The organism is Flavobacterium sp. R1_16 (assembly GCF_057652095.1).
Window position 1 is genome coordinate 67,242 of record NZ_JBYFCG010000002.1, and the last position, 13,711, is coordinate 80,952.

Genomic DNA, 13,711 nt, shown 5'->3' on the forward strand with positions numbered 1-13,711 from the left:
TATTACAATTCAATACTTTGACCTATTTCTAAAAGCATTAAATCTTTTCCTTTATCAAAAAACTTACGTATGGCTTCTTCATGGTTAATTTCAATAAAACCAAAGGTATCATAATGACATCCTAATATCTTATCGCATTCGATAAAATCAGAGGCTAGAATAGCATCTTCAACATCCATCGTGAAATTGTCTCCAATTGGTAAAATAGCTAAATCCAGTTTGGTACGTAAAGGAATCAACTTCATGTCCATAGTGAGCGCTGTATCACCAGCAATGTAAATGTTTTTATGTTCACCTTCTATGACAAAACCGCCTGGATTTCCTCCATGAGTTCCGTCGGCAAAGGAGCTTGAATGAACTGCACTTACATATTTTACTTTACCAAAATCAAATTTCCAGCTTCCACCATGATTCATACGATGGTTTTTAAAGCCTTTATTTTCATAATGCACCCCTATCTCCCAATTGGAAACCACAATGGCCTCAGGATTATTTTGCAAAATATAATCCACATCCAATGTATGATCTTGATGGGCATGCGTTAGAAAAATATAGTCGGGTTTCAATTCGTTCACATTGATGTGACTCGCCTTGGGATTAGCAGTAATAAATGGATCTACAAGGATGGTTTTTTCGCTAACTTTAATCTCAAAAGTGGAGTGTCCGTAGTACGTAATTTTCATAAAGTATAATTTAAGAATTATTGACTAATACATCAGAAATAAAGAAAATCATACACAAAGCTAATAAGACAGATAGTGCAAAAGTACTTAATGCTACTTTTTTTAATTCGGGGTCTAATGCTTTTGGGTTATCATTTTTGTATACTGTAATCAGATGTTTGATTAAAGGAATATAGGCCAAGACAAATAAGTATTGGTCAAAATGAAAGTCATCAATAATTGCAAATAATATCACCAAAATCATAGCCGTAATAATCAAAAAGTAATGGTATTTTTTGGCATTAGCACCTCCAATTTTCACCACAATGGTATTTTTATTCACTTTTCTGTCGGATTCTTCATCACGCATGTTATTTAAATTGAGCACTGCAACGCTTAACAACCCTATAGCTATGGCTGGTAAAAAGAGGTCGAAATCCAATTGTTTGGAATATAAAAAATTAACGCCTAACGTACTCACCAAACCAAAAAAGACAAAAACAAACAGATCACCATACCCACGATATCCATAAGCGGTATTCCCAACAGTATATCTAATCGCCGAGGCAATGGCTAAAATCCCTAAGCCCAAATAAAACAAAGAAAGTCCTAAATTAGTGTATCTAAAAGCATAAAAAATCAATACTATTGCAGAAAATAAAGTAAGAACAGAAGTAATAATAATAGCCCGTTTCATGGCTTGCGGCGTAATTACGCCACTCTGAATAGCGCGTTGAGGTCCTACTCTATCTTTATTATCAGTACCTTTTACACCATCACCGTAATCATTGGCAAAATTGGACAATACTTGCAAGCCTAAGGTTGTTAAAATAGCAAATCCAAATATCTTCCAGTTAAAAACTTCGGTTGGAGTGAGTACAGTATCGGTTGGATGTGCCAATGCATACATACTTCCTACAATAATTCCCGAAACGGATAAAGGCAATGTTCGTAATCTGGCGGCTTGAATCCAATGTTTCATTTTTTAATTTATTTTCTGTTATTTGTAAATTTAGTTACTATTTATTAAGCTAACTGAACACTGAATACTTGTTACGGCAACCATTTATTATCTCCAAAATTGGGTTTTCGTTTTTCTAAAAAGGCATTACGACCTTCTTTAGCTTCCTCGGTCATGTAGGCTAAACGTGTAGCTTCACCAGCAAAAACTTGTTGTCCCACCATGCCGTCATCTGTCAAGTTCATAGCAAATTTTAGCATTTTGATAGATGTTGGAGATTTAGCCAATATTTCCTGTGCCCATTCGTATGCAGTAGCCTCTAATTCGGCATGTGGAATTACCGCATTTACCATTCCCATATCTAAAGCGTCTTGTGCAGAATAATTACGTCCTAAAAAGAAAATTTCTCTTGCTTTCTTCTGCCCTACCATTTTAGCCAAATAGGCAGAACCGTACCCACCATCAAAACTAGTTACATCAGCATCCGTCTGTTTGAAAATAGCGTGCTCTTTACTGGCCAATGTTAAGTCGCAAACCACATGTAAACTATGTCCGCCACCAACAGCCCATCCAGGAACGACAGCAATAACCACTTTTGGCATAAATCGGATTAAGCGTTGAACATCTAAAATATTCAATCTATGATACCCATCTTCTCCCACATAGCCTTGATGTCCTCTTGCTTTTTGGTCACCTCCACTACAAAAAGACCAAATACCATCTTTAGCACTGGGTCCTTCTGCCGAAAGCAAAACCACTCCAATGGAGGTATCTTCTTGCGCATCATGAAACGCATCCAACAATTCGGAAGTTGTTTTTGGACGAAAGGCATTGCGCACCTCAGGGCGATTGAAAGCGATTCGGGCTACCCCATTGCATTTTTTATAGGTGATATCGTCATATTCTTTGACCGTAATCCAATTCATTACAATTGATTTAAATTATTGAAGTGTAAAAATAAACCATTTTTTACTTTTATACTATTCTATTTACCAAAGCTTTGGTAATCCTTATCTGACTAAACCTTTTAGAGTGTTAAAAAATGAAAAATAAATGCCTTTTTTAAAACAACCTATTGTATTATTTTTTAACTTTAAGCGTTGTTAATCAGTAATTTAAAATTTATTTTAAAAACCGATTGGCAACAGATTGTTCACTGAATTAGTAACCTAAAAAAAGAATTATTTGAATGTAGAAAAAAATCATTTTGCTCCTTTTTCAAAGGGTATTAATTCACATCTTACTTACAGTATTGAGAAAGAGGAACAAGTGAAAAAATCATTTTCTGAAAATCGTGAAAAATTAGAAAGTAGCAACCACGGTTAATATTAGAATCGACCTCCTATTATAAAACCAATAGGAACATTCTTTACTTAATAAAACGGCAACCAAAGGTTCAAATGTAAAATCTATTTTAACTCCTCAAGAAAATGATCAGTGCAATTTTAATCTATTTTACAAGAAAATTGCTGCTCAAATTTTTGTAATCAAAGACTTATAAGTGAGTAGTTTCATTTTTTTTAAAATAGAAAAACTATTCTTTGATTTTTGTTTTTTTAACTCTCGAAAACAAAAATAAAAAGGGAAAGACTAAACCAGAACGTTTAGTCTTTCTTTTTTTAGGTACATTTAGGAACTTTTCAGATTAGTGTAAAAGGTAGTCCAAGCGAAAACCCAGAAAAAGTGGTCGCTACTAAGATAGAAAGTGCCTCAATTGTTTACAGACCGGGTGTCTTTGCTAATGGTATCCTCTAAACTAGCTAAGTACATCTGATGTCGGGATATTCCTTGTGTGTATTGCATTACTAAACATACTAAAAAGAACTACTTCTTAAAAACATTTTGCTATATTTGTTTGGAAGGCTGTGAAGTTTTTTCACAGTCTGACGTTAGTGGGAATATCACCAAACAATACTTTTAAACAAAAAATATGAATTCAATTATCTACCTTAAAGATGTTCCTTTGTTTAAGAAAGCACTTGGATTTGTTATATCAATATTTGGCTTGTACGTTTTTGTATTTGCAAACATCATATTTGGAGCAATTTTTCTTGTGATAGGTTTAAACCTATTGTCAACAGAAGGTTCTGAAATTAATCTGGAAACCAATACATTTCGAAATGTAATATCAATATTTGGATTCAATTTTGGAAAATGGAAGCAATGTCCAGAATTTGAATATGTTTCCGTTTTTAAAACAAGAGAAAGCCAAACTGTACGAGTTATAACTGCAGAAGCAACTTCACAAACAGATGTGATCTTATTAAATTTATTCTACAAAGGAAATAAACATATTACATTTTATAAAACACAAGATAAAGATGATGCTTTCGATGTTGCAGAAAAATTTAAATCAATTTTAAAATTGATATTCTTGACGCAACAGAAAGGGAAAAAAGATGGTTATAAGTTAAACAATGCTTCTAATATCCGTAACTATTGCACAACCTCAATAAAAAACTGTCCCGAAGCTTCGGGATAAAATTGTTATACTAAACGGCCTCTTTTATCCCGAAGTATCGGGACTTTTAAAGTAGGTTTGTTTTTTAGTTCACTAGAGTATTTTTTTGTTTCTTTTTCTTAACTTCGTTACTACAATAAAATAAATACTAATTTGTTGCAATCACAATACGATTGCTACATACTTAAAATAAACACCATGGCAAATAATAGCGTCAAGCTGCATCGCGTTTTTGCAGCACCTGTAGAAAAAGTGTACAAAGCATTTACAACCCCTGATGCTCTGGCTTCATGGATTCCGCCCTATGGGTTTGTAGGCAAAGTTCATGCTATGGACTTTACAATTGGGGGTTGCTACAAAATGTCGTTTACCAATTTCACAACAGATAGCAGCCACTCCTTTGGTGGTGAATATCTAGAAATTGTGCCTAATGAATTGCTAAAATACACTGACAAATTTGACGACCCCAATCTGTTAGGGGAAATGATTACCACTATAGAATTTAAAAAAGTACTATGTGGAACCGAATTATTCGCCACCCAAGAAGGAATCCCAGATGTAATTCCTACCGAAATGTGCTATTTAGGCTGGCAAGAGTCCTTAGATAAATTAAAACGTTTGGTTGAACCAAATATCCCCGATGCCTAATTCTATTTACCCTTTAATTCTCTAAACTCATCAAAATGGCAAAGCAACTATTCATCAATTTAGCAGTAAAAGAGCTCCAAAAATCTATGGATTTTTACACGGCATTGGGTTTTACCAACAATCCTCAATTTTCTGACGAGGCAGGTAAATGCATGGTATGGAGCGAAACCATTTATGTAATGCTTTTGACATACGAAAAGTTTTCAAACTTTGCCACCAAACCAATCGCAGATACTAAAAATGCAGTAGCAGGACTTTTTTCTTTATCGGTTGAAAGTGTTGATGAGGTTAATACCCTAATGACTAATGGACTTAACGCTGGAGGGATAGAGCCTAGCGAAATGAGAGATTACGGTTTTATGCAACAACGAACCATTGAAGATTTTGACGGGCACACTTGGGAAATTTTCTATATGGATATGACAAAATTTCCAACAGAATCGATTTCCGACTAATACTTCCTCTAATCAAAATGGGTATTATTAACCGTTTGATAGAATATGCTTTTTATGTCGTACTTTTATATTCATAAAAATATTTATTGTGCTTGGATATTACCAATTATTTGAGAACCCAATTCAATTCATTTTTATGAAAAACGGAGCAACCGAAAACCGACAAGAGTAGGTAAAACACAAAAAGATAAAGATTATGCCAAAGTATGTAATTGAAAGAGAAATCCCTGGAGCTGGAAAACTAACTCCCGAACAATTGAAGTCGATTTCACAAACCTCATGTGGAGTGCTCAACAAATTAAGTCCACAAATTCAGTGGGTTCACAGCTATGTGACAACGGATAAAATCTATTGTATTTATAATGCACCCAATGAAGACGTTGTTCGTGAACATGCAAAACAGGGTGGATTCCCAGCAAACTCAGTCAGTCAAGTATCAACAATCATTGACCCTACCACTGCAGAATAATATATCAGTAGTGTCAAGGCTGATTTTTTTGCCTTAAAGACTCAGCCTTTTTATTTTTACTCTCTGGAAAATACTATTTATCCACAGTTCGTAAAACTAATAATAAAGGCATATAATCAATCTTTACAGATGTAGTACAACTTTATGAATTACATAAAAACTAATCACGAAAAGTATTTTGCACATTAGCTTTACCATACTATTAGACCTTTTAGGGACATTTGCTTTTGCGGTAAGCGGAATTCGTATGGCTTCTGGAAAACAAATTGACTGGTTTGGAGCCTATATCATAGGTTTGGTAACTGCAATTGGAGGAGGAACATTGAGAGATGTGCTACTTGATGTTACACCTTTTTGGATGTTGGATGTTAAATACATTCTAACAACTGGACTTGCGCTTGTTGCAATTCTAATGTTTGGAGACAAATTGTTTAAATTGGGAAGTACTTTATTTTTATTTGACACCATAGGGCTCGGTTTATTCACCATAGTGGGTATTACTAAAAGTATTGATGCTGGACTGCCTTTTTGGGTTTGTATTATTATGGGGACTATTACCGGTTCAGTGGGTGGTGTGGTGAGAGATGTGTTGCTAAACGAGGTGCCTTTAATTTTCAGAAAAGACATTTATGCCTTAGCTTGTGTTGCTGGTGGTGGCGTGTATTTTATTTGTAATTACTTTACTTTTTATACCGATGTTACTACACTACTTGCAGCACTAACGGTAATTGTTTTTCGATTGTTGGCAGTTAAATTTCATATCCATTTACCACAGCTTCAACCGATACAAAGTGAGTCAAAAAATAAAGTTGATTAATTACAATCTTTAAGTTGTTTCCATTTCATTTTCAAATCAATGACTTCAACGCTTTTTCTCATTAAAACGTACTTGAAATAATACTTTCCTAACTTTCTTATATTTGCTCTATCAAAAATAGATAACAATGACCATCAAACTCCTTGCTATTGGAAAAACCGACAATAAAAATCTACAATCGCTACTTGAGGAATACCAAAAGCGTTTGTCATTTTACATCAAATTTGATTTAGAGATTTTGCCCGATATTAAGAATGTAAAAAATCTATCTGAGAGCCAACAAAAAGAAAAAGAAGGTGAATTGATTTTGGCTAAAATCACACCAACAGATCAACTGATTTTGTTGGACGAGAATGGGAAAAGCTTTTCCAGTATAGGTTTTTCAGAGGAACTGCAAAAGAAAATGAACTCAGGAATTAAAACCTTGGTCTTTGTCATTGGAGGACCCTATGGCTTTTCGGAAACCGTTTATGCTAAGGCACAAGGGAAAATTTCGCTCTCGCAAATGACCTTCTCCCATCAAATGGTGCGTTTGTTTTTTATCGAACAGTTGTATCGTGGTTTTACGATTTTAAAGAATGAACCGTATCATCATCAGTAGAAAGTGGTCAGTGGACAGTGGTCAGTTTGCAGTAAGAACTTTCAATACATGTATTCTTCGTACACTTGACTTTTAATGTCTGAATTGAGAAGGAAAATTTTATCTTGAACGTAACACTCATAACTTAAATCCGCAGAAAAACTAAAACTATAGTTTGTTGTATTTTTATTTGCGAGTTCCTCTAGAAAATTTTTCAATTTATCTTTCTTTATCATCAAGTTATTGACCCAAATTTGATTGTTTTTATCAAAGAAAATAACTTCAGTTCTTTTTGGTTTCTCCATTTTGTAAAACACTTTTGTGAAAGGTAAAAAAGCTAGGTTCTTACCAACACTATCGGCATAGGAATAATAATTTTGGGCCGCCTCATTTTGGTGTGCTTTTTCGTTGCGCTTCTTTTCTTGCAATTTGATTACCTCAGGAATTACCAACCGAAGTGGTAAACGTTTGTCAATAGTAAAAATCCAATTGGTGGAAATGATACTGTTTTTTCTATTTACATCAGCAAGGGTGTCTTTTCCGTTAACTTTAAAAAAAATATAAATTGGCGAGTGATCCTCAACATTTTTGACAACAGTTGTATCTGATTTTGGTAATGCAACGGTTTCTTTATTTGCGCATGAAAATACTACTAATAAAACGGAAATGCTTAGATATTTCATTCCTTTGAATTTAGTTTATTGAATAACGTAACACATTCCATAGCTTCTTTCACATCATGCACTCTAAGAATTCCTGCGCCTTTGGTCAACGCAATCGTATTTAAAAAAGTAGTTCCGTTTAAAGCTTCTTGTGAATTGGTATTCAATACTTTATAAATCATTGATTTTCGAGATATTCCAGCCAGAATTGGCAATTCTAACATTTGAAATAACTCTAATTTTTGCAGTACTTCATAATTTTGGTCTGTCGTTTTTGCAAAACCAAAACCTGGGTCTAGTATCAAATCATTAATTCCAAAACTTCTTGCTTGGGCTATTTTTTTAGAAAAATACAAAAGTATTTCTTTGACAATATTATCGTATTGGGTTAGACTTTGCATCGTTTGCGGATTGCCTCGCATGTGCATCATGACATAAGGCAGTTGATACTGAGAAACGATTTCCATCATTCTTTCATCCAAGCCCCCGGCTGAGATATCATTGATTAGCGCAGCTCCATTTTCAATACACACTTTTGCCACTTCGCTTCTGAAAGTATCAATAGAAAGTATTGTTTCTGGAAAATGTTTTAGTATTAGATTGACAACAGGTACAATTCTTTGCAATTCTTCTTGTTCTGAAACAAATTCAGCATTGGATTTGCTTGAATAGGCTCCAATATCAATGAATGTAGCACCTTCATCTAGCATGACTTCTACTTGGTAGAGGATTTCTGTTTCGTTACTGTACTTCCCTCCATCATAAAAAGAATTGGGAGTAACATTTAAAATCCCCATTATTTTTGGCGTAGCTAAATCGATAAGGTTTCCTCTGCAATTTATGGTCATTGACTGAATTTTAAAATTTGATTTTTAGTGTTTTGTACTCTCCTATTCTCTATTCAAAAAAATGTACTATTTTTGACCCGAAGCCTGAAGGTTAAATCGTGCGAAACAAAAAAATTTGAATACAAATATACATCAATAATGAAGAATACTTCACAAGAATATGATGCGGTAATTGCAATTTGTCGCAAACTTTTTATCAATAAAATGTCGGATTACGGAAGTGCTTGGCGCATTTTGAGACTGCCTTCTCTGACCGATCAAATTTTTTTAAAAGCACAAAGAATCAGAAGTTTACAAGAAAACGCTATTCGGAAAGTTGATGAAGATGAAACTGGTGAGTTTATTGGAATCATCAATTATTCAATTATGGCTTTAATACAACTTGAACTGGGTGTTGTTGACCAACCTGATTTGGACGTATCTAAGGCTACTGCACTTTACGATGAAAAAATCAAAATTACCAAAGAGTTGATGGAAGCTAAAAATCACGATTATGGAGAAGCTTGGCGTGACATGCGCGTGAGCTCTCTAACGGATTTGATTTTACAGAAGTTGCTACGTGTCAAACAGATAGAGAACAATAAAGGAAAAACAATAGTCTCTGAAGGTATTGATGCCAACTATCAAGACATGATTAATTATTCTGTTTTTGCACTTATTTTGATGGGTTTTTCATCAAATAAATAATTTACAGCTATTTTTTTTAAATAATCTTATTTATATTTACGTTTTATAACTAGACAAGCATGAAAAATTTGATTGTTCAATTTTCAAGAATTTTTGTTGGAATACTCTTTATTATTTCAGGTTTAATTAAACTAAACGACCCTGTTGGTTTTTCCTATAAACTTGCTGAATATTTTGGAGAAACCGTTTTGAAATTGCCATTTTTTATTCCGTTTTCCTTAGCTATTGCTATTTTTATTGTCATATTTGAAACTGTTTTAGGATTCATGTTACTTGTAGGTTTCAAATCTAAATTCACTATTTGGAGCCTATTGTTAATGATTGTATTTTTTACATTCCTTACCTTCTACTCTGCCTATTTCAATAAGGTTACAGACTGTGGTTGTTTTGGTGATGCATTGAAGTTAACTCCATGGCAATCCTTTACGAAAGATGTTATTCTGCTGGTTTTTATCTTGATTTTATTTGCTTACAAAAACGCTATTCAACCTCTTTTTAGTACAAAACTTACTTCGAGACTGGTTGTATTGAGCACATTATTGTGTTCATTTATGGGATATTGGGTTTTGAATCATCTGCCTCTGAAAGATTTTAGAGCTTACAAAGTGGGAACAAACATACCTGATGCCATGAAAATTCCTGATGATGCTCCAAAGAGTGTTGTAGAAATGATTTTTATTTATAATGTAAATGGTGTAAACAAAGAGTTTAAAGAAAAAGACTTGATGTCAATTCCAGAAGGAGCAACATTTGTAGATAGAAAAGATAATGTCATCAGTGAAGGTTATGTTCCTCCTATTCATGATTTTACCATGGAAAAAGACGGTTCCGATTATAAAGATGAATTGCTAAAAGAACCCAAACTATTGGTATTTGTTGCGTATGACTTGATGAAATCTGACGAAAAAGGCATGCAAAAATTGGAAGCACTCAATAAAAAAGCACAATCTAAAGGATATAAAGTAATAGGTATGACTGCCTCTATTCCTGATGACATCAAGAATATTAGCAAAAAGTACGGTTATACTTTTGACTTCTATTTCTGTGATGGAACGACATTAAAAACCATAGAAAGAGCTAATCCAAGCATTGTAGTTCTTGAGAATGGAACCATAAAACAAAAAGTACACTACAATGACAGTGACGCTTTAGATTTATAGTTATAATCAATTATTAGTATATGAGTAGTTCTAAAACTAGAAGAGAAAAAAGAAGCAGAAATCTAAAAATAATGGCTATTTGCGTCGTTGTTTTTGGGTTAGGGTATTATATTCTCAATCATATATCAAGAATGGAAAAACCATTTTTAGGAAACACCTTCCATATTATTTTTGGCTGCATTTTAATGGCAGTTTCATCGCTGGTTTTTGGATATATCACTAAAAAACAATTTTTTCCAAAAAAAAGAAAAAGAACCAAACAAGTATTTTTGGAAGACATCAAAAAAAATATGGATACTCCTAAATAGCTTAAATGAAATTTACAATCAATTCGTTTTAGAATAAGAATTTATAAATGTAAATTTGCATTTCAATTCCAGAAAATGAGTCTCAAAAGAATAATTTGCCTTTTTATTGTTGTTATTAGCTCGCTGTCGTGCTCTAATGCTCAAAAAACAGATTTCAAAAAAGAAGCATTAGACCAAAAAATAATCTCGCTTGATGGAAATTCAGTCACATTTCAAGACGTTTTAAATCAATTTAAAGGAAAAACCATTGTGTTGGAAGTTTGGGCTTCTTGGTGTGGCGATTGTGTTAAAGCAATGCCTCAGATGAAAGAACTACAAGCGAATAATCCAGATGCAATCTACCTATTTCTTTCGATGGACAGAACAATTGACAAATGGAAAGCTGGAATTGAAAGACACCAACTAAAAGGCAATCATTATTGGGTTAATGGAGGAATGAAAGACTCATTTGGAAAAGCCTTAGATTTAGATTGGATACCTCGATATATTATTATTGACAAAACTGGAAAAATTGTTATTTATCGAGCTATTGAGACCGATTTCGAAAAAATAAACACAACCTTAAAATCACTTAACTAATGAGATCAAAAATTGTTGCAGGAAACTGGAAAATGCATAAAAATGCTGAAGAAACAGAAGATTTATTAAACGACTTGATTGATAAATTACCAAATGATATAGAAGCTGAAATTATTGTAGCTCCAACATTTGTAAACCTATCTTCGGCAGTTGGACATTTAGAATTTACTAATATTCAAGTAGCGGCACAAAATATGCATCAAGCAGAAAGCGGTGCTTACACTGGAGAAATATCTGCTAGTATGCTAAAAAGCATTGGAGTTAACACCGTAATTCTTGGTCATTCTGAGCGTCGTTCTATTTTTCATGAGACAGATTCAATTATTGCTTTAAAAGTCGATACTGCTCTAAAACACGATATGAGAGTTATTTTTTGTTTTGGAGAAGAATTAAAAGACCGTCAAAACAAACAACATTTTAATGTAGTTGAAAATCAATTGAGAGACGGATTATTCCACATTCAAAAATCATCTTGGGAAAATATTGTTTTGGCCTATGAGCCTGTTTGGGCCATTGGAACTGGTGAAACAGCAAGCCCTGAACAAGCTCAAGAAATGCATGAATTTATTAGAGAAACTGTTCGTAAATCCTTTGGTAGTGATGTTGCTGAAGACCTTACCATATTATACGGTGGAAGTGTAAAACCTGATAATGCAAAAGAAATATTTGGAAAACCAGATGTTGACGGTGGACTTATTGGTGGTGCGGCATTGAAAGCTGAGGATTTTGCTGCGATTGTAAACGCTATTTAATTAATAAATCAATAGTAAAAAGAGATTTGAATAAATATTCAAATCTCTTTTTTAATGGAATACAAAAAATTGACATGTCAAACGTTTATTTAGGATATCATTTTACTGTTGAACCCAGAGAATTGGGTTCAGAAATTCTAGTTGCTGAACTTGGAGAATTACCTTTTGAAAGTTTTGTTGAAAGTGAATTTGGTGTAACTGCCTACATTCAGAAACAACTATGGAATGAAAATATCCTTGAAGACCTTCAAATTTTACATTCTCCTGAGTTTGTTATTTCTTATACCGTAGAAGAAATAGAACAAGTAAATTGGAATGAAGAATGGGAGAAAAATTTTGAAGCCATCGATGTTGACGGAATTTGTCATGTTCGCGCTCCATTTCATCCCAAAACTGATGCTCAATTTGACATTGTAATTGAACCTAAAATGAGTTTCGGAACGGGTCACCATGAAACTACACACATGATGATTCAACACTTGCTTGAAATGGATGTTGTAGGAATGAAGACTTTGGATATGGGTTGTGGTACCGCTATTTTGGCAATTCTTGCAGAAATGAAGGGAGCTAAACCTATAGATGCCATTGATATTGATAATTGGTGCTATTTGAATTCGATAGAAAATGCTGAACGCAATAATTGTAAAAATATCACGGTTTATGAGGGTGATGCTGCTTTATTAAAAGACAAAAAATACGATTTGATTATTGCCAATATCAACAGGAATATTTTGTTGAATGATATGCAAAGTTATGTAGATTGTTTGAACCCAAATGGGACAATACTATTCAGTGGTTTCTATCAAGAAGACATTCCATTTATCGATGCATCCTGCGTAGAAAAAGGATTAACGTATGTTAAAAAACTAGAAAGAAACAATTGGGTTTCTTTAAAATACGTAAATTAGCCTATTATATTACTGTTTAAAAACTAAAACTAAATTTTAAAAAAGTAACGATAATGGCAACTATTGAAAAAACAAAAGAAAAAACTTCCCTACGTGAAGCCATTGACATCAACAACGAAATCATTTTGTATAATGATGATGTAAATACTTTTGACCATGTTATTGATACCTTAATTGCTGTTTGTAATCACACCTCAGAGCAGGCTGAACAATGCGCCATCTTAGTACATTATAAAGGAAAATGTACAGTAAAAACTGGCTCTTTTGAAGAATTAAAACCTCAATGTACCCAATTGTTAGAAGCTGGATTGAGTGCGGAAATAGTGTAAAATCTATTTTAATGAGGTAATTTGTCTTTGATTAGTCCGTAGATAAACGTTCCTAACAACGCTCCTACAAGAACTAAAATAACGGGTAGAAATCCTGCTCCAATCAATATGAAAATTGGACCTGGACAAGAGCCAACTAGTCCCCAACCCAATCCAAAAAGCAATCCTCCTATCCAATAGCGCATAGAGCCTTCCTCCTTGTCAGGAACAAGGAATGCATCTCCTTTTATATTTTTCAATTGCAATTTCTTAATTATCTGTAATCCTACTATTCCAGTCGCAACAGCAACCATAATAATACCATACATGTGAAACGATTGAAACTGAAACATTTCATAAATACGATACCAGGAAACTGCCTCCGATTTGGTTAACACAATTCCAAAAACAAAACCAACGATTATATATTTTAAAAACTTCATCTT

General features: G+C 33.5%; 20 protein-coding genes. 14 read left to right on the top strand and 6 right to left on the bottom strand.

Annotated features, from left to right (window positions below):
- Positions 1 to 2: 2 nt before the first annotated feature.
- The 3 genes from AC23L6_RS04680 to AC23L6_RS04690 form a co-directional block, all read right to left on the bottom strand.
- Positions 3 to 683: a metal-dependent hydrolase gene (locus AC23L6_RS04680; protein WP_487561192.1), complete on the bottom strand. Its 681-nt coding sequence runs from the start codon at positions 681 to 683 to the stop codon at positions 3 to 5.
- Positions 684 to 693: 10 nt separating this feature from the next.
- A complete protein-coding gene (gene menA / locus AC23L6_RS04685) occupies positions 694 to 1,644 on the bottom strand; it encodes a 1,4-dihydroxy-2-naphthoate octaprenyltransferase (protein WP_487561191.1) in 951 nt (316 codons plus the stop codon).
- A 71-nt stretch (positions 1,645 to 1,715) separates the two neighbouring features.
- The gene (locus tag AC23L6_RS04690) at positions 1,716 to 2,549 is read right to left on the bottom strand and encodes a 1,4-dihydroxy-2-naphthoyl-CoA synthase (protein ID WP_487561190.1); all 834 of its coding nucleotides are present in this window, start codon (positions 2,547 to 2,549) and stop codon (positions 1,716 to 1,718) included.
- Positions 2,550 to 2,808: 259 nt separating this feature from the next.
- Here AC23L6_RS04690 and AC23L6_RS04695 point away from each other — a divergent pair, with 259 nt between their 5' ends.
- The 7 genes from AC23L6_RS04695 (at position 2,809) to rlmH (ending at position 7,074) form a co-directional block, all read left to right on the top strand.
- Positions 2,809 to 2,949: a hypothetical protein gene (locus AC23L6_RS04695; RefSeq protein WP_487561189.1), complete on the top strand. Its 141-nt coding sequence runs from the start codon at positions 2,809 to 2,811 to the stop codon at positions 2,947 to 2,949.
- Positions 2,950 to 3,553: 604 nt separating this feature from the next.
- On the top strand, positions 3,554 to 4,105 hold the full coding sequence (locus AC23L6_RS04700) for a hypothetical protein (RefSeq protein ID WP_487561188.1): 552 nt from the start codon (positions 3,554 to 3,556) through the stop codon (positions 4,103 to 4,105).
- 177 nt (positions 4,106 to 4,282) lie between these two features.
- Positions 4,283 to 4,732, top strand: a complete 450-nt coding sequence (locus AC23L6_RS04705; RefSeq protein WP_487561187.1) for an SRPBCC family protein — start codon at positions 4,283 to 4,285, stop codon at positions 4,730 to 4,732.
- A gap of 35 nt (positions 4,733 to 4,767) precedes the next feature.
- Positions 4,768 to 5,187: a VOC family protein gene (locus AC23L6_RS04710; RefSeq protein ID WP_487561186.1), complete on the top strand. Its 420-nt coding sequence runs from the start codon at positions 4,768 to 4,770 to the stop codon at positions 5,185 to 5,187.
- Positions 5,188 to 5,383: 196 nt separating this feature from the next.
- The gene (locus AC23L6_RS04715; RefSeq protein ID WP_487561185.1) at positions 5,384 to 5,656 is read left to right on the top strand and encodes a DUF4242 domain-containing protein; all 273 of its coding nucleotides are present in this window, start codon (positions 5,384 to 5,386) and stop codon (positions 5,654 to 5,656) included.
- 178 nt (positions 5,657 to 5,834) lie between these two features.
- Positions 5,835 to 6,473 carry a trimeric intracellular cation channel family protein gene (locus AC23L6_RS04720; protein WP_487561184.1) on the top strand — a complete coding sequence of 213 codons (639 nt, stop codon included), beginning with the start codon at positions 5,835 to 5,837 and terminating at the stop codon, positions 6,471 to 6,473.
- A 127-nt stretch (positions 6,474 to 6,600) separates the two neighbouring features.
- Positions 6,601 to 7,074 (top strand): 23S rRNA (pseudouridine(1915)-N(3))-methyltransferase RlmH, encoded by a 474-nt coding sequence (gene rlmH / locus AC23L6_RS04725; protein ID WP_487561183.1) that lies wholly within the window; start codon positions 6,601 to 6,603, stop codon positions 7,072 to 7,074.
- 41 nt (positions 7,075 to 7,115) lie between these two features.
- Here the strand turns inward: rlmH and AC23L6_RS04730 are convergent, their stop codons facing one another.
- Both AC23L6_RS04730 and folP read right to left on the bottom strand, forming a co-directional pair.
- Positions 7,116 to 7,736 (bottom strand): hypothetical protein, encoded by a 621-nt coding sequence (locus tag AC23L6_RS04730; RefSeq protein ID WP_487561182.1) that lies wholly within the window; start codon positions 7,734 to 7,736, stop codon positions 7,116 to 7,118.
- Entirely contained in the window at positions 7,733 to 8,563 is an 831-nt protein-coding gene (gene folP, locus AC23L6_RS04735; RefSeq protein WP_487561180.1) for a dihydropteroate synthase, read from the bottom strand. Before folP ends, AC23L6_RS04730 begins: the two co-directional genes overlap by 4 nt.
- A 138-nt stretch (positions 8,564 to 8,701) precedes the next feature.
- On the opposite strand from folP, the gene AC23L6_RS04740 reads away from it, so the two are divergent.
- The 7 genes from AC23L6_RS04740 (at position 8,702) to AC23L6_RS04770 (ending at position 13,286) form a co-directional block, all read left to right on the top strand.
- Entirely contained in the window at positions 8,702 to 9,250 is a 549-nt protein-coding gene (locus tag AC23L6_RS04740; protein ID WP_487561179.1) for a DUF1599 domain-containing protein, read from the top strand.
- A 59-nt stretch (positions 9,251 to 9,309) separates the two neighbouring features.
- Complete coding sequence (locus AC23L6_RS04745; protein WP_487561178.1) at positions 9,310 to 10,410, top strand: BT_3928 family protein; 1,101 nt, start codon at positions 9,310 to 9,312, stop codon at positions 10,408 to 10,410.
- Positions 10,411 to 10,430: 20 nt separating this feature from the next.
- The gene (locus tag AC23L6_RS04750; protein ID WP_487561177.1) at positions 10,431 to 10,718 is read left to right on the top strand and encodes a cytochrome b family protein; all 288 of its coding nucleotides are present in this window, start codon (positions 10,431 to 10,433) and stop codon (positions 10,716 to 10,718) included.
- A gap of 75 nt (positions 10,719 to 10,793) precedes the next feature.
- Positions 10,794 to 11,297 (top strand): TlpA family protein disulfide reductase, encoded by a 504-nt coding sequence (locus tag AC23L6_RS04755; protein WP_487561176.1) that lies wholly within the window; start codon positions 10,794 to 10,796, stop codon positions 11,295 to 11,297.
- A complete protein-coding gene (gene tpiA, locus AC23L6_RS04760) occupies positions 11,297 to 12,049 on the top strand; it encodes a triose-phosphate isomerase (RefSeq protein ID WP_487561175.1) in 753 nt (250 codons plus the stop codon). The genes AC23L6_RS04755 and tpiA overlap by 1 nt, the downstream gene beginning before the upstream one ends.
- Before the next feature lie 74 nt (positions 12,050 to 12,123).
- Positions 12,124 to 12,957, top strand: coding sequence for a 50S ribosomal protein L11 methyltransferase (gene prmA, locus AC23L6_RS04765; RefSeq protein WP_487561174.1), 834 nt, complete (start codon positions 12,124 to 12,126; stop codon positions 12,955 to 12,957).
- 53 nt (positions 12,958 to 13,010) lie between these two features.
- Positions 13,011 to 13,286 (top strand): ATP-dependent Clp protease adaptor ClpS, encoded by a 276-nt coding sequence (locus AC23L6_RS04770; protein ID WP_487561173.1) that lies wholly within the window; start codon positions 13,011 to 13,013, stop codon positions 13,284 to 13,286.
- A gap of 8 nt (positions 13,287 to 13,294) precedes the next feature.
- On the opposite strand, the gene AC23L6_RS04775 is transcribed toward AC23L6_RS04770, so the two are convergent.
- The gene (locus tag AC23L6_RS04775; protein WP_487561171.1) at positions 13,295 to 13,708 is read right to left on the bottom strand and encodes a DUF6691 family protein; all 414 of its coding nucleotides are present in this window, start codon (positions 13,706 to 13,708) and stop codon (positions 13,295 to 13,297) included.
- Between the last annotated feature and the right edge of the window lie 3 nt (positions 13,709 to 13,711).

What these genes read in the sequence shown, in the direction of transcription:
- AC23L6_RS04680 (WP_487561192.1), bottom strand. Translation starts at nt 683, where the DNA reads ATGAAAATTACGTACTACGGACACTCCACTTTTGAGATTAAAGTTAGC.
- menA (WP_487561191.1), bottom strand. Translation starts at nt 1,644, where the DNA reads ATGAAACATTGGATTCAAGCCGCCAGATTACGAACATTGCCTTTATCC.
- AC23L6_RS04690 (WP_487561190.1), bottom strand. Translation starts at nt 2,549, where the DNA reads ATGAATTGGATTACGGTCAAAGAATATGACGATATCACCTATAAAAAA.
- AC23L6_RS04700 (WP_487561188.1), top strand. Translation starts at nt 3,554, where the DNA reads ATGAATTCAATTATCTACCTTAAAGATGTTCCTTTGTTTAAGAAAGCA.
- AC23L6_RS04705 (WP_487561187.1), top strand. Translation starts at nt 4,283, where the DNA reads ATGGCAAATAATAGCGTCAAGCTGCATCGCGTTTTTGCAGCACCTGTA.
- AC23L6_RS04710 (WP_487561186.1), top strand. Translation starts at nt 4,768, where the DNA reads ATGGCAAAGCAACTATTCATCAATTTAGCAGTAAAAGAGCTCCAAAAA.
- AC23L6_RS04715 (WP_487561185.1), top strand. Translation starts at nt 5,384, where the DNA reads ATGCCAAAGTATGTAATTGAAAGAGAAATCCCTGGAGCTGGAAAACTA.
- rlmH (WP_487561183.1), top strand. Translation starts at nt 6,601, where the DNA reads ATGACCATCAAACTCCTTGCTATTGGAAAAACCGACAATAAAAATCTA.
- AC23L6_RS04730 (WP_487561182.1), bottom strand. Translation starts at nt 7,736, where the DNA reads ATGAAATATCTAAGCATTTCCGTTTTATTAGTAGTATTTTCATGCGCA.
- folP (WP_487561180.1), bottom strand. Translation starts at nt 8,563, where the DNA reads ATGACCATAAATTGCAGAGGAAACCTTATCGATTTAGCTACGCCAAAA.
- AC23L6_RS04740 (WP_487561179.1), top strand. Translation starts at nt 8,702, where the DNA reads ATGAAGAATACTTCACAAGAATATGATGCGGTAATTGCAATTTGTCGC.
- AC23L6_RS04745 (WP_487561178.1), top strand. Translation starts at nt 9,310, where the DNA reads ATGAAAAATTTGATTGTTCAATTTTCAAGAATTTTTGTTGGAATACTC.
- AC23L6_RS04750 (WP_487561177.1), top strand. Translation starts at nt 10,431, where the DNA reads ATGAGTAGTTCTAAAACTAGAAGAGAAAAAAGAAGCAGAAATCTAAAA.
- AC23L6_RS04755 (WP_487561176.1), top strand. Translation starts at nt 10,794, where the DNA reads ATGAGTCTCAAAAGAATAATTTGCCTTTTTATTGTTGTTATTAGCTCG.
- tpiA (WP_487561175.1), top strand. Translation starts at nt 11,297, where the DNA reads ATGAGATCAAAAATTGTTGCAGGAAACTGGAAAATGCATAAAAATGCT.
- prmA (WP_487561174.1), top strand. Translation starts at nt 12,124, where the DNA reads ATGTCAAACGTTTATTTAGGATATCATTTTACTGTTGAACCCAGAGAA.
- AC23L6_RS04770 (WP_487561173.1), top strand. Translation starts at nt 13,011, where the DNA reads ATGGCAACTATTGAAAAAACAAAAGAAAAAACTTCCCTACGTGAAGCC.
- AC23L6_RS04775 (WP_487561171.1), bottom strand. Translation starts at nt 13,708, where the DNA reads ATGAAGTTTTTAAAATATATAATCGTTGGTTTTGTTTTTGGAATTGTG.